16 protein-coding genes are annotated in these 18,018 nt (G+C 51.7%); 11 read left to right on the plus strand and 5 right to left on the minus strand.

Going from position 1 to position 18,018, the window contains the following annotated elements; translation table 11 throughout:
* Positions 1 to 18: 18 nt before the first annotated feature.
* From ACJJIE_RS17260 to znuC, 3 genes are all read right to left on the minus strand, one after another.
* Positions 19 to 2,631 carry a TonB-dependent receptor gene (locus ACJJIE_RS17260; protein WP_282930511.1) on the minus strand — a complete coding sequence of 871 codons (2,613 nt, stop codon included), beginning with the start codon at positions 2,629 to 2,631 and terminating at the stop codon, positions 19 to 21.
* A gap of 229 nt (positions 2,632 to 2,860) precedes the next feature.
* The gene (locus ACJJIE_RS17265) at positions 2,861 to 3,661 is read right to left on the minus strand and encodes an iron chelate uptake ABC transporter family permease subunit (RefSeq protein ID WP_282930510.1); all 801 of its coding nucleotides are present in this window, start codon (positions 3,659 to 3,661) and stop codon (positions 2,861 to 2,863) included.
* Positions 3,662 to 4,447: a zinc ABC transporter ATP-binding protein ZnuC gene (znuC, locus tag ACJJIE_RS17270; RefSeq protein ID WP_444894779.1), complete on the minus strand. Its 786-nt coding sequence runs from the start codon at positions 4,445 to 4,447 to the stop codon at positions 3,662 to 3,664.
* 232 nt (positions 4,448 to 4,679) lie between these two features.
* On the opposite strand from znuC, the gene ACJJIE_RS17275 reads away from it, so the two are divergent.
* Entirely contained in the window at positions 4,680 to 5,450 is a 771-nt protein-coding gene (locus tag ACJJIE_RS17275; RefSeq protein WP_444892466.1) for a metal ABC transporter solute-binding protein, Zn/Mn family, read from the plus strand.
* 74 nt (positions 5,451 to 5,524) lie between these two features.
* Here ACJJIE_RS17275 and ACJJIE_RS17280 read toward each other — a convergent pair whose 3' ends face one another.
* Positions 5,525 to 5,818, minus strand: coding sequence for a hypothetical protein (locus ACJJIE_RS17280; protein WP_444892467.1), 294 nt, complete (start codon positions 5,816 to 5,818; stop codon positions 5,525 to 5,527).
* Between the two features lie 335 nt (positions 5,819 to 6,153).
* On the opposite strand from ACJJIE_RS17280, the gene polA reads away from it, so the two are divergent.
* The 4 genes from polA to ACJJIE_RS17300 all read left to right on the plus strand — a co-directional run bounded on the left by polA (position 6,154) and on the right by ACJJIE_RS17300 (position 12,152).
* Complete coding sequence (polA, locus tag ACJJIE_RS17285; protein WP_444892468.1) at positions 6,154 to 8,892, plus strand: DNA polymerase I; 2,739 nt, start codon at positions 6,154 to 6,156, stop codon at positions 8,890 to 8,892.
* A gap of 865 nt (positions 8,893 to 9,757) precedes the next feature.
* Positions 9,758 to 10,726 carry a ribose-phosphate diphosphokinase gene (locus ACJJIE_RS17290; protein ID WP_282930506.1) on the plus strand — a complete coding sequence of 323 codons (969 nt, stop codon included), beginning with the start codon at positions 9,758 to 9,760 and terminating at the stop codon, positions 10,724 to 10,726.
* Between the two features lie 741 nt (positions 10,727 to 11,467).
* A complete protein-coding gene (locus ACJJIE_RS17295) occupies positions 11,468 to 11,926 on the plus strand; it encodes a hypothetical protein (protein WP_282930505.1) in 459 nt (152 codons plus the stop codon).
* A gap of 13 nt (positions 11,927 to 11,939) precedes the next feature.
* Positions 11,940 to 12,152: a hypothetical protein gene (locus ACJJIE_RS17300; protein ID WP_282930504.1), complete on the plus strand. Its 213-nt coding sequence runs from the start codon at positions 11,940 to 11,942 to the stop codon at positions 12,150 to 12,152.
* Positions 12,153 to 12,228: 76 nt separating this feature from the next.
* On the opposite strand, the gene yihA is transcribed toward ACJJIE_RS17300, so the two are convergent.
* Entirely contained in the window at positions 12,229 to 12,888 is a 660-nt protein-coding gene (yihA, locus tag ACJJIE_RS17305; RefSeq protein ID WP_282930503.1) for a ribosome biogenesis GTP-binding protein YihA/YsxC, read from the minus strand.
* A gap of 124 nt (positions 12,889 to 13,012) precedes the next feature.
* Between yihA and ACJJIE_RS17310 the strand changes: the two genes are divergently transcribed.
* The 6 genes from ACJJIE_RS17310 (at position 13,013) to ACJJIE_RS17335 (ending at position 17,897) form a co-directional block, all read left to right on the plus strand.
* Positions 13,013 to 13,687, plus strand: a complete 675-nt coding sequence (locus ACJJIE_RS17310; RefSeq protein WP_282930502.1) for a c-type cytochrome — start codon at positions 13,013 to 13,015, stop codon at positions 13,685 to 13,687.
* Positions 13,688 to 13,916: 229 nt separating this feature from the next.
* Positions 13,917 to 14,603, plus strand: coding sequence for a thiol:disulfide interchange protein DsbA/DsbL (locus ACJJIE_RS17315; protein ID WP_282930501.1), 687 nt, complete (start codon positions 13,917 to 13,919; stop codon positions 14,601 to 14,603).
* A 123-nt stretch (positions 14,604 to 14,726) separates the two neighbouring features.
* The gene (locus ACJJIE_RS17320; RefSeq protein WP_282930500.1) at positions 14,727 to 15,923 is read left to right on the plus strand and encodes a c-type cytochrome; all 1,197 of its coding nucleotides are present in this window, start codon (positions 14,727 to 14,729) and stop codon (positions 15,921 to 15,923) included.
* Between the two features lie 44 nt (positions 15,924 to 15,967).
* A complete protein-coding gene (locus tag ACJJIE_RS17325) occupies positions 15,968 to 16,432 on the plus strand; it encodes an ecotin family protein (protein ID WP_282930499.1) in 465 nt (154 codons plus the stop codon).
* A 265-nt stretch (positions 16,433 to 16,697) separates the two neighbouring features.
* Complete coding sequence (locus tag ACJJIE_RS17330; RefSeq protein WP_444892469.1) at positions 16,698 to 17,177, plus strand: hypothetical protein; 480 nt, start codon at positions 16,698 to 16,700, stop codon at positions 17,175 to 17,177.
* A gap of 45 nt (positions 17,178 to 17,222) precedes the next feature.
* Positions 17,223 to 17,897: a hypothetical protein gene (locus tag ACJJIE_RS17335; protein ID WP_282930497.1), complete on the plus strand. Its 675-nt coding sequence runs from the start codon at positions 17,223 to 17,225 to the stop codon at positions 17,895 to 17,897.
* Positions 17,898 to 18,018: the final 121 nt, after the last annotated feature.

Raw genomic sequence — 18,018 nt, forward strand, 5'->3', positions numbered from 1 at the left:
TTTGGTTAATAACAAATACTAGAAACTGTAAGTCATCTTGCCGTAGATAAAGCGGCCACGGGGATCATGCTGTGACTGCACGTAACCATATAGGTCCGCATTACCATCACCGATTGCGAAAGGTGGCTCTTCATCAAACACGTTATCCGCGCCGAGGCTCAAAACCATACTCTCGAAGCCGGTATAACGGGCCTGCATATTCATGGTCAGGAAGGAGTCTACAGTGCGGGAATTATTGGTGTCATAGTCGAGAGTCCCGTCGAAATCGATGTCCGGGGTATCCTCAAATTCACCAATGTAGCTGAGCCCGGCGCTAAATCCGAAGGTGTCAAAGGTCCAGTCAGCGGTAGCGTTCCATCGGTGTTGTGGATACTCGTACTCGCCAGCCAGGTCGCGGGTTATAAATGCATCTCCGCTGGAGTTCAGTTCAACACGCTCAAATTCAGCCAGGTAGGAGTAATCCAGCCGCAGACCAAGCTCACCACCTACTAACTCGAATCCACTGTAGACGATACTAAGGTCTACACCTGATACATCCTGTTCGCCGATATTGGTGAAGCTGCTATCGATAGACTGCAGGGCGCCTAGGGTTTCGCCTTCTAGCGGTGTATCGCGACGGCAGACGGTGCTGTCTTGATCCCAGCAGTAAAGGCTGTAGATATAGCCAAAGGGTACTTCATCAATCTTGCCTTCCTGGGTGATATTCCAGTAATCGATAGAGAGTTGCAGATCTTCTATGGGCTCGTACACAGCGCCGATGTTGAAGGATTCAGACTCCTCAGCATCTAGATCCGGGTTACCGGAGAAAATAATGGTGTAATCTGTGCTTGCGCAGTAAGCATCATTAACTTCACAGCCGTAAGTATCCACAAAGAATAGTGATTCTTGGGATGGGCCGAGGCCTACCTGAGCCAGTGATGGTGCACGGAAGCCCGTGCCCCAGGAGGCGCGCAGAGACAGCTGGTCGGTTGCCGTCCACAGCAAGTTCGCCATTGGGTTGGTGGTGCTGCCAAAGTCGCTGTAGTCATCGTAGCGAGCAGCTACAGTCAGGTCGAACCTGGCGGGAAGAGGAATGGCAACTTCGACATAAGCTGAGGAAATATCCCGGCTTGCACTGGCGGATACTGACTCAGTACCGAAGATCAGGCCACGCTGGAACTGGTCGTCAGGAATATCGGAAGCCTTCTCCTCCCGGTACTCCAAACCCGCAGCCATGGCAATGGTGCCACTGGAAGTGTCAAATAAATCCCCATTGACTGATAAGTCATAGCTGGTCAGTTCAGACTTGCCTTGGCGCACCAAGCTGGTAGTAATGGCATCGATCACAGAATCCGGGTTCTGAACCCCTCCAAAGGGATTGTAATTACCGGCATCAATCTGTTCTTGTAGGAGGTCCGTACGCACCCAGCCCTGGGAGCGATCTCCGGTCTGCGTGGATTCGCTGCGGGAGCGCTGTACGGAAGCTTCCCAGTCCCAGTCGGCTATAGAGCCGCGTAGGCCGAAGACACCGCGTAGGTTGTCGGTTTCGATATCCCACTGGCGGGCGCCGGCATCTACAGTGCGATAGCGGTAGATATCTACATCTTCTCCGAATGGGTTATTGGGGTGGTCAGCCAATACATAGAGACCTGCATCGCCGTCCAGTGGGGTGGGTGCACCTTGGGCTACGGAGGTATTGTGCTGAACAGCGATCTCGCTAAAGAATTCTACGCTCTCGGTTAACTGGGTATGGCCCAGCATTAATAGGCCTGTGCGCTCAGATTCTGGAGTGAGCAGGGTCCAGGGGCCGTAATCATAGACACAGACTTCTCCCGTATCGCGTTCATCTGGGCAGTCTGGATCGGGAACAATAGTACCATTGACACTAAAGCTTCCGGGGTAGCCCCTAGATGAACGGAAATCCATTCCACCGCGGCTGGACTGGTTAGCAGTGTCCAGGCCACTGCGCTCGGTACTGGATAGGCGGCTATTTTTATGGTGGTCGAAAATAACAGTCAGGTTTGAGTCATCCCCATTGATGCCCCAGACGGCAGACATGGATTGCTCGTCGTAACCATCGGCACCACCGTAATCGACAGATACCTCAGTGCCTTCAAAGTCTTTGCGTAATACCAGATTGACCACACCAGCGACGGCATCGGAACCATAGATTGCTGAGGCGCCATCTTTTAGGACTTCTACCCGTTCAATTGCCGCTAAAGGCACACTATTGATGTCCACAAAGTTGGTGGTGATGCTCTCGGCAAATGCACTGATAGCTACTCTTTTGCCATTCACCAGTACTAAAGTGGCATCGGCGCCCATGCCGCGGAGGCTCACTGCGGCAGCTCCGTTGGCCGTAGAGTCCTGATTGTTGCCTCGGGTTGAGAAGGTACCATTACCGGCGGCTGGGTTTTTCTCAAAAAGTTGCTGCAGGTTGGTGTAGCCGGATCTTTCGATTGCGTCGCGATCCATTACCTGGATTGGTGTCGCTGTTTCAAATTCAGCGTTGCGACTAATGCGAGAGCCTACAACCGCTACTTCTTCCATCGCCTGATCCTCGGCGGCAAAAAGTGTTTGCGGGCTAGTGGCAGCGGTTGCCGCCACTATGGCTGTAGTTAATACCTTGCGACGAAGAGAGAATTTTTCCATATCGTTGTGCGTCCATTTTTTTTGTCATTATTGGTGACCGTCCTAAAGAGGCTGGTCGTCGGGCAACACTAGCAACGACGGAAAACTGACACAATTGGCTAGCGGCTAACCATCAGCTTATTGCGATAAATGGTGACAAATATCTCATTGAGAAGTAGATTTGCACGCCAATTTGCGACAAATGGCGATATCAAATAAGAAATTAGGATGAGGTTCGCCCGCAGGGGCTTTAACTGTTTCGCAGTTGTGAAGTGAGGAAGAACAGTGCTGCGGCCAGAACAATGGACGGACCCGCCGGCGTATTCCATAGGATAGAGGCTAGAAGGCCGAGTACTACCGCTAAGCATCCCAGTAATGAGGCCAGCACAGCCATACGCTCTGGTGTGGGGGACAGTTTTCTCGCGGTAGCTGCAGGAATAATCAGCAGGGCGGTAATTAGCAGAACCCCCACAACTTTCATTGCAATGGCGATCAGTATTGCCAGCATCAGCATTAGGGCTATCCGCAACCGCTCGATAGGGATACCTTCTACCGAAGCCAACTCCTCGTGCAGGGTAAAAGCCAATAATTGTTCCCACAGGAAGTAGAGCAGCCCCAAGATTGTGGCTGCGGCGATAGCCATCAATACCAAATCCTGACCACTAACGGCGAGTAGATCTCCCAGCAATAGGGATAAGAGATCCACCTTAATCTTGAAGAAACTAACGGTGACAATCCCCAGTGCCAGCATTGAATGGGACAATATGCCTAGCAAGGTGTCTACAGCGAGTTTTTGGCGTTGTTGTAAATACATCAGCAGCAGTGCCAGTACACAGCAAGTAATACCGACAGCCACCGTTGGCATAATTTGAAGTACAAAACCCAGCGTCACTCCGAGAAGGGCTGAGTGAGCCAGGGTGTCGCCGAAATAGGCCATGCGCCGCCACACAGCGAAGCAGCCTAAAGGGCCGCTGACAACAGCGACCATAAGGCCTGCGGCGAGGGCGTACCAGAGAAATTGGCTGTGCAGTAATTCGCCGAAATCGACCACTTATTTTTGCTCTTTGTTTTTTGTATTTGTGTGTTGATGATTGCAGCTGCTTGCGGGCGCAATATCTCCACTTAATTTATGTTGGTGGTTATGCTGGTGGGTATAGGGGGCGACCTTGTCCCCAAATAATTCCAGATAGGCAGGGTGACGGCTTACTTGCTCCGGGTGTCCGTGACAGCAGATATGCTGGTTCAAACAAAGGACCCGGTCGGTGGCGGCCATAACCAAATGAAGGTCATGGGAAACCAGTAACACACCGCAGCCGAGCTCGTCGCGCAGAGTGGCAATTAACTGGTACAACTCACTTTGACCACCGACATCTACTCCCTGAGTGGGTTCATCCAGGACCAGCAGCTGAGGTTTGCGTGATGCGGCACGGGCGAGTAAGACCCGCTGCATTTCTCCACCGGATAGATTTGCCAGAGAGGCGCCTAAAAGCTGCCCTGCACCCACTCTCTCCAATGCCGACTGTCCTTGTTCGGGCTTCATCGCCGGTTGGCCAAGCTGTAAGAAGCGTTCAACTGACATGGGCATTGAGCTATCGATGTGAAGCCGTTGCGGCATGTAGCCGATACGCAACCCTGCTTTTCGCCATACGCGGCCCTGGCTCGGCTTGCTGAGCCCCAATAGAAGGCGAAGGAGAGTGGTTTTGCCGGCTCCATTGGGGCCAATTAAAGTGACAATCTCCCCCTGGGACAATTCGACTGTAATATCTTTAAGTAACTGCCTGCCGCCCACCTGAAGGGCGATATTGTCAGCTGTGATAAGCGGCTGGGGTGGATTCAGAATTCAATCTCCGCAGGGAAGTCTTTAGGATGTTTGCCTCCATACCTTATGTGCCGGATATGGATAACCAGGCTGGCAGCTTGGCGCTGGTTGTGATTATATCGCAATTTTTCGCCGCCTAATGTCACTGATGTATCCCTTCAAACGTCTTTTTACAATCTCCACGGTGCTTCTAATCGGGCTCTTTCTCCAGGCCTGTAGCAAACCGGAATCCGACAGTGGTGGAGAGCTAGTGGTCAGCGTACGTCCATTAGCCCTGATTGCCCAAGAAATTACCGGTGAGGATATTCCGGTTCGGGTTCTGGTTGAGGGAGCCGATCCCCACCACTATGCCCCCACTGTTTCCGATCGAGCTGCACTTGAACGCGCTCTACTTTTGGTGTGGTTAGGGCCACAAATGGAGGGGGTATTGGCAAAACAGGCAGCCCTGTTACCAGCAGGCCGGCAAATGCAGCTGCTGGATATCGAGACCCTTGAATATGAGGGAGCCAGTGCTACCGATCCCCACCTCTGGTTGCGCCCCCGCAATGCGGCAATAGCTGCGGCGCAGATCGCTGAGCGCCTGGCGCAATTACAGCCACAGCAGGCGGAGTTGTTTATGGGGCGTGCACGGCAGTTTTCCAGTGCGATGGCCAGCTTGCAGAAAGCACTCGACCGGGCTTTGTATGGGTATCGCGAAGTTCCCATCGTTGTTACCCACGATGCCTATGGCCACTTTTTTGGTTCCGCAGGAGTGGAGACCTTTGCCCTGGGGGATGGCAGTGGCGGAGGCTATGGTGCCAAGGCGATGCTGAATTTGTCCCAGATTGGCGATGGCTGTCTCTTTGGTGAAATGCCGGCTAATGACCGCGATCAACAACTGGCTGACAATTTGGGATTGCGTTACGCCGCTTTGGACCTGTTGGGAGATCAGTTGAGTGAAAATGCTGACTATAGGGACTTGATAGAATCCCTGTTGACCCAGGCCCGTACTTGTTTAAGCCAAGTTCCCGACCAGAAGTAGGTTCAATCAGAGGCCCTTAAAGGTACCAAGTATCCCGCCGGCTCAAGGAGGGGCGGGATCTTGTGTGGTAGCTTTTAGGAACGATTGGTTATCTGCTGCAGTTTCTCTGCCCGAGCAGCGTCTCTTTCCGCCTGTTGCTGCAGTTTTTCCAACTGTTGCTTTTGCCTCTCTAGCAAGTCATTTTCTCTTTCACGGATGGCCTGCCTGAGTATCAGCTCGTGCTCTGTTACCCCTGACTGCTGCGAATGTATTTCATCAGCCGTTTTGACTTCAGCGGTATGCTCTGCACTGCAATCCGAGCCGGCATTTGCCGAAATGGCAAATACACTTGCGGAAAACAACAGGGTGGCACGCATCACTCCTCTCATCTTTAGAATCCTTCCTTCAACATCGGGTGGCACAGTTTTTTTGGAAATAAAAGATCCCTGACTGCCGGTGGGCAGCCTGTGACAATTTGATTTCCGGGGAGTAGCGAACGCATAAGGTCGCTACCGGGAAGACTAGCCAAGCCTGGGGATTTGGTGAGATCGATGCGCCGATAGTTTTAATCGGCGGGGTAAGTCGAGTGGGCTTTTGTGCAGAGGTTGCCTACGGTGTCTGGCGGGAAAGAATCAGTAAGCGGAAAAACAGAGCGAAGGGCGTTATCCTATCGGCCTGCCGCGCGTCCTGAACGCCAAACTAAGCAAGCAAGAATTCATCGTCTATGAGCAAACAAAACACCTCAGCCGCCCCGTTGATTTTGGTGGATGGTTCCTCCTACCTTTATCGCGCTTTTCACGCGTTGCCGCCATTGACCACCAGCCAGGGTAAGCCTACTGGTGCGGTGCGCGGTGTGATCAGTATGCTGCGCCGCCACCTCAAGGAGCATCCAGGCAGTCCTGTAGTGGTTGTTTTTGATGCCAAGGGCAAGACGTTTCGCGATGAGATGTTTGCCGAGTACAAATCCCACCGCCCTCCTATGCCGGATGACCTGCGCGAGCAGATTCAGCCCATTCACGACATCATCGACGCTATGGGATTGCCGCGCTTGGTGGTCGATGGTGTTGAAGCTGATGATGTAATCGGCACTTTGGCGCTGGAGGCCCAGAGTCAGGGGCAGCAAGTCATAATCTCCACCGGCGATAAAGACATGGCGCAGCTGGTGCGTCCGGGCGTTACCTTGGTTAACACCATGTCCAATACCGAAATGGACAGCGAGGGCGTGACTAAGAAATTTGGCGTAGGTCCAGAACTGATTATCGATTTTCTCGCCCTTATGGGAGATAAATCCGACAATATCCCCGGAGTTCCAGGTGTGGGCGAGAAAACCGCTCTTGCACTGTTACAGAATCTGGGAGGCTTGGAGACCATTTATTCCGACCTGGATGCCATTGCACCGCTGGGATTCCGTGGCTCAAAAACCCTCGGTAAAAAGATGGCGGAGCATCGCGAGGCGGCAGAACTCTCCTATAAGCTCGCTACTATCAAAACCGATGTGGAGATGCCTTATCACCCCCAGGAACTGCACAATTCAGAGCCCAATACAGAGGCACTGGTTGAGCTATTCACGCAGAATGAATTTCGCGGCTGGTTAGAAGAGCTAACCAGTGAAGAGGCTGAAGAAGCCATGGCGGAAGCCGTTGAGCGCGATTACGTCATCGTCACAGAAATGTCGGAGTTCGATGCCTGGCTGGAACAACTGAAGAGTTCAGACATCTTTGCCTTCGACACGGAAACCACCAGCCTCAATTATATGCAGGCAAAATTAGTGGGGGTGTCCTTCGCGGTGGAGCCCTATCGTGCAGCCTATGTTCCCCTGGCCCACGACTATATGGGTGCACCAGAGCAACTGCCGTTTGACGAAGTACTGGCCAAACTCAAACCCCTGCTGGAAGATCCGCAGCAGAAGAAGGTGGGGCAGAACCTGAAGTACGACAGTCATATCCTGGCCAACTACGATATTGAATTGCGCGGCATCGCACGGGATACCATGTTGGAGTCCTATGTTCTGGACAGCACCGGCAGCCGTCACGATATGGACAGTCTTGCACTCAAGTATTTGGGGGAGCACACAGTTCATTTCGAGGATATTGCCGGTAAAGGCGCCAAGCAACTGACGTTTAACCAAATTGAATTGGACAAAGCGGGCCCCTATGCGGCTGAAGATGCAGATATCACCCTGCGTCTCCACAATGAGTTGAGTGCGCGTCTGGAGCGAGAGCCAACTCTGGTAAAGGTACTCGATGAAATTGAGATGCCCCTGCTACCAGTCCTGGCCCGTATGGAGCGTAACGGTGCTTATATCGATGCCAAGATGTTGGCGGAGCAGAGTGCTGAACTTGAGCAGCGAATGCGAGAACTGGAACAGCAGGCTTACGAATTAGCTGGCGAGGAGTTCAACCTGGGCTCTACCAAGCAGCTGGGAGCGATCCTGTTTGAGAAGCTGCAGATTCCAGTGATCAAGAAGACCCCCAAAGGTGCCCCCTCTACCGCTGAGGCGGTATTGCAGGAATTGGCCCACAACCATGAACTGCCCGCACTGATAATGCAGTATCGCGGCCTGGCCAAACTGAAGAATACCTACACAGATAAACTGCCAAAGATGATCGACCCGGGTAGCGGTCGTGTACATACTTCCTATCACCAGGCGGTTGCGGCTACGGGGCGCCTGTCCTCCAGTGACCCCAACTTGCAGAACATTCCTATTCGTACAGAGGAGGGGCGCCGTATTCGTCGGGCCTTCACCGTTGACCCAAGAATCAATGGTGGCAGTGAGATCATCGCTGCGGACTACTCCCAAATTGAGCTGCGTATTATGGCTCACCTGTCTGGGGACCAAGGGTTGGTGGATGCATTTGCTCAAGGCGCAGATATTCACCGCGCGACGGCGGCAGAAGTCTTTGAAGTAGCTCAGGATGAGGTGACTGATGAGCAGCGCCGGCGGGCCAAAGCGATCAACTTTGGTTTGATTTACGGCATGTCGGCTTTTGGCCTGGCCAAGCAGTTGGATATCCCCCGGGGCGACGCTCAAACTTATATCGACCGTTACTTTGAGCGCTACCCGGGTGTATTGCGCTATATGGAAGATACCCGCGCACAGGCCGCGGAAAAGGGCTATGTGGAAACCCTGTTTGGACGCCGCCTCTATCTGCCGGAAATTAACTCACGCAACGGTATGCAGCGCCAAGCAGCAGAACGGACCGCAATTAATGCGCCAATGCAGGGCACTGCCGCCGACATTATCAAGCGGGCCATGATCGCTGTGGATAACTGGCTCAGAGAGAAGAAGCTGGCTACCCGGATGATTATGCAAGTACACGATGAATTGGTTCTTGAAGTACCCAAGGATGAGGTCGAAATTGTGGCCGCTGGCATTGTTGAATTGATGCAGGGTGCGGCAGAACTGCACGTTCCCCTGATTGTGGATCTGGGGCAGGGCCGAGATTGGGATCAGGCACACTAATTTGACTGAAGAAGCCACCTAAGAATTGGGGATAGGGCGTGCTGCTCGGAACATTTTGGCGCGCTCTTATTGGTGCGGATGAATAAAGTGCCAACTTTTGTGTTTTGTTAGGCGGTTTTACAAGCTTTTTGAAATTCCGTGGAACTGTTCCGGCGACAGCCCCTCTAAACAGGCAAGATTGTTGGAATGCGTCATCATCCCCCAAGGAAGTCAGATGTTTGCCCCGGTACTCCCCCAAGTCCGGGGCATTTTTTTATCTGTTCTCTCCCGGTCTAACTTCTCTTCTATCGGTAAGTCAGAGCTTACCGGCCACTTTTGTCAAAATGTAGGAAGTAACTCGATTCGTCTGGCCTGGATCTGCGGCGATATCAGTAGCCTTAAAGACCCCGGCATAACTGGAGTCTCACTTCGTTGCAATTTTATTGCCTTATATCGATTGCCAGCTTCTGTGGAGTGGAGCCCCTGCAAAAGTTGAAGGGGCCTGAGCCAAAAGCAGCATTTATAGATCTGAATAGGTTAGCTAGAGAGAGATAGCCAACCCTAATGCTCTGGTGTAGGGGGGTAAGGATAGGTGTCAATGATAGATGGGCCAGCCTTGGTATCAGTTTCTGCTTGCATAATTTACTTCCCTTTAATTGCATTTTGGAATTTGACGATATCTCAGCTCAAAAACTAACACAATATTTTGAACCCCTTTATTTTTTGCCTAGAGCTAGCCCTGATGGGCAAAGACTCTTCCTCCCTCGTTGTCGATAAGCCACAACACTTGTGGTACTCCAGATCCTAACTTCCACCGTCCATAATTCTATTAAAACGTGGGCAAGGCGCTTAGCGAGCGAGAGGCGCCAGGCAGGGTGGTGAGCTTATGGGGCGTATTAAATTATTCAGTCTTGATGTTGGAGCAGATTTCGCTGGACGTGTCGCGGCAAGTCTGGGTGAGCCGGTTTCTCACCATGAAGAGCGCCAGTTTGATGATGGGGAACATAAAGTTAGGTCACTGGACGATGTGGAAGGGGCGGATGTTTTTCTGGTCCAATCCCTTTACACCGATGCCAGTAGTTGCGTTGACCAAAAGCTTATGCGCTGTCTTTTCTTTATCGGGGCACTAAGGGATGCTGGTGCTGCAAGGGTGACTGCAATCTTTCCCTATCTCTGTTATGGGAGAAAGGAGCGGCGAACCCGATTGCGTGACCCGTTACCCAGTCGTTATATGGCCAGCTTCCTGGAAGCTGCAGGGGTTGATGTGGTGGTGTCTATGGATGTTCACTCCCTTGCGGCTTTCGAGAATGCCTTTCGGTGCCGAACTGTCCATCTAGTTTCTCGCCCTCTATGGATCGAAGCTGCCCGAGTTCGCCTATCTGGAAACTTGGACCCCCTGGTTGTTCTGTCGCCAGATGAGGGAGGCATCAAACGTGCGGAAAAATTTCGTTTAGCGTTGAGAGATGCATTTGGAGTTTCAGTGGCAAGTGCGCTTGTAGAGAAGCATCGCAGTGGCACTTTGATCAGCGGTGGAACATTGATTGGGGAAGTTAAAGGCGCCACAGTCATTATTATTGATGATTTACTTGCTACTGGCGCTACAGTTGCGGGAGCAGTAAAAGCTGCGACAAAAGCGGGGGCGCTACGCATCCTAGTGTTTTGTACTCATGGCCAATTCAGCGAGGATGCTCATGTGACGATGGCGCGACTGCCGGTGGAATCAATTATAGTGACTAATTCATTGCCTCAGTCACAGTTACAAGGGAATTGCGAATGGATAGATTGCGCGCCACTGATAGCAGATTGTATTCGCCGCCTGCACAGCAATGGGCCAGTGGCTGAGCTAACAATTTGATAAAAATCGACCGCCTTTACATAGAAGAACGTATGAGGCGCCAAAACACGTATTTTGTTTACACTTATTTACCAAAGGGGCGGGAACCATCGGGCTTGAGAGCCTATCCAAGTAGTCAGTTCATTGTTGCTCCCTAACCCCAAAGCGTTTAGCTTTTTCTACCCCGGATGGTCCCCAACTCCGGGGTTTTTTTATGTCCTTCACAAATTTATTTTTTGTACCTGTGTAATTTTTCTTTCCCATTCGAGAAGGGGGGCTTTGGAAGTCTCTGTATAACTCTGCAAATTGTGCAGCAGTTTGAATTCTACGCTAAGCAGCTCTTCAGATCGGCAACCTTCAAGATTCTCGGCGATATCACAGAATTGATTGCAGGCCCCCGGTTATATCGATTGGATCCTAATTTCGGAGTAATTGCTTTCTGGGGTCTAAGCTTGGCAATTTTAGAAGGTGCAAACATGTGCTTGGGAAGCTTGCAAGCCCAGCCTACTATCGAACTAGGCAAAGAGGTTTTGGATTGAAAAGAACCCTCAGGCGTACCCGTCCCCCTGGGTGCGTCTGACAAGTGCCCCACCCCAAGGGCACTGTCCCCTAGCCGGCAGCCCCCATCTGCCGGCTTTTTTTATTTAAGCAAATGACTCCACCAAAAAATTCACGACAAAAGCAAAAGCTACCCGCAAATGCACTTGCAAATGATAATGGTTCGCATTATCTTTGATCTAAATCAAATATGGGGGGTTGTCGGTGAATTTACGTTACTTATGTGCCAACCATCGCCAATGGTTGACTGCTGACACGGATCGTGCGGAAAAGGCATGGCTCGATTGGATTGAGCGCGGCAAGCTTTTGCTTGAAGAGTCCAATGACGCCGAAGCAATACCCTACTTGGGATGTGCCTTCGATCTGGCCAGCTTTCTTTTGGAGAGGCAGTGGCCAACTTATGCTATTTCGGCAACGCGTTTTAGTGAAAGCGCTATCTGGTTAATGGCTGCTTACCGGGAATTGGGCGATGAAAAGCTTCGAAACTACATACTTGCCGGTGCCAGCTCAGTGCTCGCCCGTGAGTTGGGCGACAGCCATAAGCAAAGGGTTGCGGCGGATTGTATCAGCTCACTCTACCCCGGCGAGACACAGCATCAGGTACGCAATTTCTCCACAGCAAGATTATCCGCCTGTATCAATGGCGGAAACAGCTTGCACTGAGGAGTGTGAAAAGATGAGTGCTGATGGCAATTCCCGTCTGCTGACAATTGCCATACACGAAGAAACCCTTGCCGCTCTTCTCGCGCAGAGGTACTTACATGCAGAGGAATTGCATTGTTTAACTCCGGGGGCACGCCGACGGCTGCACCGGGTACTGCTTCGCTCCCTGATCCCCGAACAGAAGCGCAAAGCAGCGGCAACTGGTGTGCCCGGAGTTCACTTTTAGGAATTTCCTCCTGGTGTGAGAAAAATTGAAGTGCTTGTGTTGCTCGGGGGGCGCTGCCCCCAGGCTCCCAGCCCGTTTAATCTTCAGTGGGGGCGGCTTCCTCTGGGATTTCCAGCCACTCATTGAGCTTGCGCTCGAGTTTATCCAGGCCTGTTTTTTTGGTCGATGAGAAGATCTGCAGAGTGACCCCGTGATTAAGTCCCTGTTCCTTGAGGGTCTTCTCTACGGCAAAGCGGGTATTGTTGGCTGGACCGTTCTTCAACTTGTCGGCCTTGGTTAGCAGGATGTGCACTGGGAGCTCGGCCTCTACTGCCCAGGTGAGCATATGCAGATCGAACTCCTTGAGGGGCTGGCGAATGTCCATTAGTAACACGAGTCCACGCAGGCACTCTCGCTTCTCAAGGTAGGTGGCCAGATGGCGCTGCCACTCATCTTTCATACTGCGGGCGACCTTGGCAAAGCCATAGCCGGGCAGATCCACCAGGCGCTGCTGGTCGGAGAGGCGAAAGAAGTTGATCAACTGGGTGCGTCCCGGTGTTTTAGAGGTACGCGCCAACTTGTTGTTTTCCGTGAGCGCATTGATAGCACTGGACTTGCCCGCATTGGAGCGACCGGCAAAGGCCACCTCGGCACCAAAGTCTTCCGGACACTCAGTCAGGGTGGGGGCACTGGTGAGAAATTGTATGGAACGGTAGTTCAGTTTTGGTGGTTGGGCTTTAAATTCTGTATTTGACATCGTATAAGTCTGTTTATTCGGTACACTCGCTTGGCGCGCAAGTATATAATGCCGCCGTTTTCGCGTCGCAGGACTATCGGGGGCGGTGCGAAACGCCATCTCTCAGCGCGCAACGGGACGACGTATGAACAGCATTATCAAGAACACTGCACTGGCACTCGGTTTAGTTTTCGGCTTGGGCGCCGTGCCCTTGGCGCTGGCTGCGGGCGACGCTGCTGCGGGCAAGGCAAAAGCCGCTCAATGTGCAGCCTGCCACGGTGCAGACGGTAACAGTATTGCTCCGGCTTTTCCAAAGATTGCCGGACTCGGCGAAAAATATCTGTATAAGCAGCTTAAAGATATTAAAGGTACACCTGACGGTAAAAAGGCCCGCGATGTGCCGCAAATGATCGGTCAGTTGGACAACTTCAACGATCAGGACCTGCAGGATATCGCCGCTTACTTTGCCTCGCAGCCAATGCAGCTGACCGGATCTGAGGCTATTTCCGTGATGCTAAACAACGGTGAGAACGTCGACGGCCTGATGCTTGGACGTAAAATCTACCGCGGTGGCAATATGGAGACTGGTGTTCCCGCCTGTATGGGGTGCCACTCACCTGCTGGACTGGGCAATGCGCCGGCCGGTTACCCTCGTTTGGGTGGTCAGTATCCAGAGTACATCGAAGCCCAGCTGAAAGCATTCCGTGCGGGTACTCGCAACAATGACGGTGAAGTTCGCACTATGCGCACCGTGGCCAAGCAACTCTCCGATGCAGAGATCAAGGCGCTGGCCAACTATATTGCAGGCCTGACTGACTAATAGTCACAGGGTTTGAGTACACTGAGGCCGGTCTGAGACCGGCCTTTTTTGTGTCTGTCGCCTAATCAAAAGACCTCATTACCTGGGCATACTGGGCAGTTTTTGCAGTGTTTCCTTGCGTGAGGGTCTGGGAACTTAAATAATCTGCGTTGTCTATTGTGTCCTCAGTGGCTCGACAGCCCGCCGGCTAACGGCGTTCGCACCACTAAATAAAAGTTGGAGATGACTTATGAGAGCAGTTCTCGCCCCAATCACTATGGTTTTGGCTGTAATGTTCAGTCTCGTTGCCTGCGCCCAGGAGAGTGGCGAGTTTAAAGCGGGCCAGCATTACGAGGTATTGCCACAGGCGGTGCCGCAAAAAAGCACCGACAAGATCGAAGTGACTGAGATGTTCTGGTATGGCTGTGCCCACTGCTACAACTTCGAACCGACCTTAAAGCGCTGGAAAGAAAAGATGCCCAGCGATGTGGCACTGCTGAAGTTGCCAGCTATCTGGCAGCCGGTGATGGATGTTCATGCACGCCTTTTCTACGTTGCTGATGCGATGGGCGTTCTGGAGAAGATGCACACTCCAATTTTTAACACTATCTACAATCAGCGTCAGATGCTGGCTATCCGTGAAGGTCGCAACTGGAAGCCCGATTTGAAAGCTATTGAGGCACTGTTTAACAAACATGGTGAAGATGGTGCCAAAGCTGCGAAGCTGATGAATTCCTTCGCTATCAACAGCAAAGTGAAGCAAGGTATGGCCAATCAGCGCGCTTACAAAATGACCGGTACCCCGGAAGTAGTTGTTGCGGGTAAATACCGTATCAGTTCCTCTTTCCCGGGATATAAAGGTAAGAGCAATGGCCAGGAGCTGATGCTGCAAGTGGCGGATTACCTGATTGCCAAAGAGCGAGCGGATCGCGGCTAAGCTTTCCGATTGAAGAAACCCCGCCTCGAGCGGGGTTTTTTATTTCTACCCTAAGAAAGGTGCCCCGCAATCTGTCGAGAGGCTCCTAACATCGATCAACCTTGCCCGATCCGGAAGCCACTAATGGGATTCAAATGGATTTTACTGTTTACCCTCCTAGCTGGCTTAATCGCACCTGTTTCAGCCCAGAACACGTCAAGCAGCAATACTGTGGCCGCTCAGGCCAGCAATCTTCTCTCCTATATAGCGGTAGACTACGGCGACGCTGTAGAGAACGGGCAGCGACTGGACACTCCTCTGTATGAACTACAGAAGCAACAGGTAGAAGAAGTACTGCGTCTGGTCACTCAACTCCCCGATCGGCCTGGTCGGCAGGGTTTGCAGAAAAGCCTCTCGGGCTTGCGTAAGGCGATTGAGGATAAGGATTCCAGCGCAGAGGTGCGCCGTCGAGCCAATGCAATCGCCGATCGCCTTGCTGCTTTGTATCAGCTGCAGCGGTCACCCAGTTACTCTTTGCCCTCGCCGGGTTTTATGATGCCTGTTTATCAGCAGCGGTGTGCCGTCTGCCACGGTGTCGACGGTGAGGGTAGTAATGAAGGCCCAGCCCTCAATGATCTTGAGAGAATGGCGGGGTTCAGTCTTTATGATCTTTATAACACCCTGGACCCAGAAACTGACTCTATTCACACAGTCGACATTGATGGAGATCTGACCGGCCTACAGCGCTGGGCATTAGCGGTGACTGTCGCTGCTTTTCCAGTGGCGAATCAGTTACCACCCTCTTCCGACTTGGCGACCCGTTATCCCGGGTTACTGGGACTCCCGGGAATGGCGACCACTAAACCGGCGGAACTAGAGCCAACTCTGCAACAAGCATTGATGTGGTGGCGCGGAAACCCCCACCTTGTACGCACTCTGATCCCCCCTCTTATCAGCGCAATTGGCTTGCTGCAGCTGGCGGAGACGGACTATCGAGGAGGAGATATAACAGCGGCATACGGTAAGTTAATGCTGGCTTATCGTGATGGGTATAGGCCGTTACGACAGGAGCTGCTGATTCGTGACAAGGTACTGGTGGAGCAGCTTCAGGTCCAATGGCAGCAATTGCGGGGTGACTTGATTGGTGGTGCCAGTTCTACAGAAGTTATTGCCGCGTTTCAAAATCTGCGGGCGGATCTCAATCTGGCCCACTCCAAGTTGGAGCCACCTGCGATGGGGGAGGAGCGATACCTATGGACTGCCGCTCTGTTTGCTTTGGCAATTGGTTTGGGGGTGCTGCTCTGGTGGGGACTGCGAAGACAAAAGCGAACTAGACTTTAAAAAGTTTTGTCCGCCATTTCCCGGCGCAGTAGTGAGGCCATACCATGTCAAAATTAGTTGCCACTGCCTTCATGTTGTTACTGGCCCTGGATTGCCACAGTTCTGAGCCTCTGGATGCATTTCCAGAGGAGGTTGATGGCAAGTTACGTCACGTTATCAAGCTGCCCAAGGTTGTTGATGAAAGTCGCTTTAGGGTTGAATTGATACCGGGAAAAAGCCAAGTCGCGGAATGCAACTTGCAAAGCTTTAGCGCTCCATTGCGTAAGGACATACTCCCAGGCTGGGGTTACCCCTTTTATGTCCTGTCCGACTTGACCCCGACCACAGATACGCAAAAGGTCTGTGCCCAAGGCAGTGAATCCCGGCGATTTATCACCGTGCGCGGTGATGGCTTGATGCTGCCTTATAGCAGTAAGTTGCCAATGGTTATATATCTGCCACAGGGCGTGCAGTTAAAGTATCGGGTGTGGAGAGCAGACAAGAATTTTTCCGAAGCAAAATCCAGATAGTTGGACTACCGGTAAAAATGACTTGGCATTCTTTTTGTGAATTTGTCGTAAATTTGAATATTTTTAACGTTTAACCTGCCACCGTTGTAAATTGCGTCTAGCCTTACTTTTCGAGGGATGTGAAAAATAGCGCCGAAGCGTTTTTTCATGCCGATAAGTGAGGCTTTAGCCCCGTAATCGGAAAGGAAAATTGGCGACTTCCCCAGTCGTCTTTTGAATAACCCGCCCCCTGTAATGCACTGGGGCCGATACCGTAGGGCAGCGCATGAAGTTTTTGCGTCTTTTACAAAAGCGGCATTTTATCAAGCCGGTTGTTCCATTTGTCACAGCAATTTTCCTAGCGATACCAATGTGGGCCTCGGCGGAGTCCGCCCAGCAAAAGTGGGCGGGAAATTGGCTGGTTGTGAGTGAAGGCGATGATCAATTAGTGTGGCAATTGCATGCCGATGGCTCCGGATATGCCTATGGATTTAATGCCAAAGGCCTATTGACCCATGGTTTTGCCATTAACTGGCAATTGGATGGTGACCGGGTGCGAGTTAAAACGGGAACTTCGGTGCGCTGTAAGGGCGGGGTTGTATCTGTCGCATTTCGAGATTGGAGCCGTGCCACCCTCCTATTTGCAGTGATTGATGGCCGTCATTGGCTGCAGGCGGGCGGCGGACTTCTGAGCTTTCAGCGTCGGTTGGCTGATTGGCGAACCCCCAAGGCCGGTGCAAGTTGTCCGGATATTGTCAGTCGCTAGCAGCTTACTTCCGTGCGAACGCTATTTAATCCGTGCGTGGAAAAGATGAGTAGTGGGTGGGAATGGATAAAATTCTATCTCTTCCTGCCACTGCTAATTTTTGTCGTAAGTGCAAATGCCAGTGAAGAGAAACGAAAAACACTCAATGAAGGCTGGCATGCAAAATCACGCTACGATGCCAGTCAATGGGTTGGGGCCTGGCTGATTTCCCGCGATGGTGAAGCGCGGCATGTCTGGAGTCTCAAGCCCGATGGCACTGGGAGATCCTACGCTTTTTTAAGGCAAAATGGAGAGATGCAATTCGTATTTGGATACGATATTAATTGGTATTTTGATCCATTTACTCAAATGGCCAATATAAAGACCGGACGCAGAATTATTTGCAAGCGAGGGAAGATTTATCCCTATTTTCTCACTTTAAAATCCTACGAAAGCGATTATGCGGTGAGGGGAAAGTTTGCCTGGCAAACAACATGGACGGAAGTGAGTATTGGACGAAATCGTCTGCATAAATCCTATGTGGTTTTTGTAGCCCCCCTGTCCGCATGGCATGATCCAGATAGAGATTCACCCTGCCCCAAATTTCCCCGTGTGCGCCTGGAAAAGGATATTGATGCGGTGCTGAAGAGCTGGGAGGTTGAACAGGATTCGTCGGAAGTGGATACAACTCCCGCGCCCAATGAACCGGAATTTGATGGTGAAGAGCTGAGAAATCCGTAACTTCTTACCGTCATTGGGTCAATTTCTCTTAATAAGAATTAATCCCATCAATATATTTTTAACTATCCACCACCTAAAATCCGACTTCTCGAAACTTCAGGAAAATTCTTAAAAATATTTA

It is taken from the genome of Microbulbifer maximicatervae (SeqCode), from assembly GCF_052467325.1.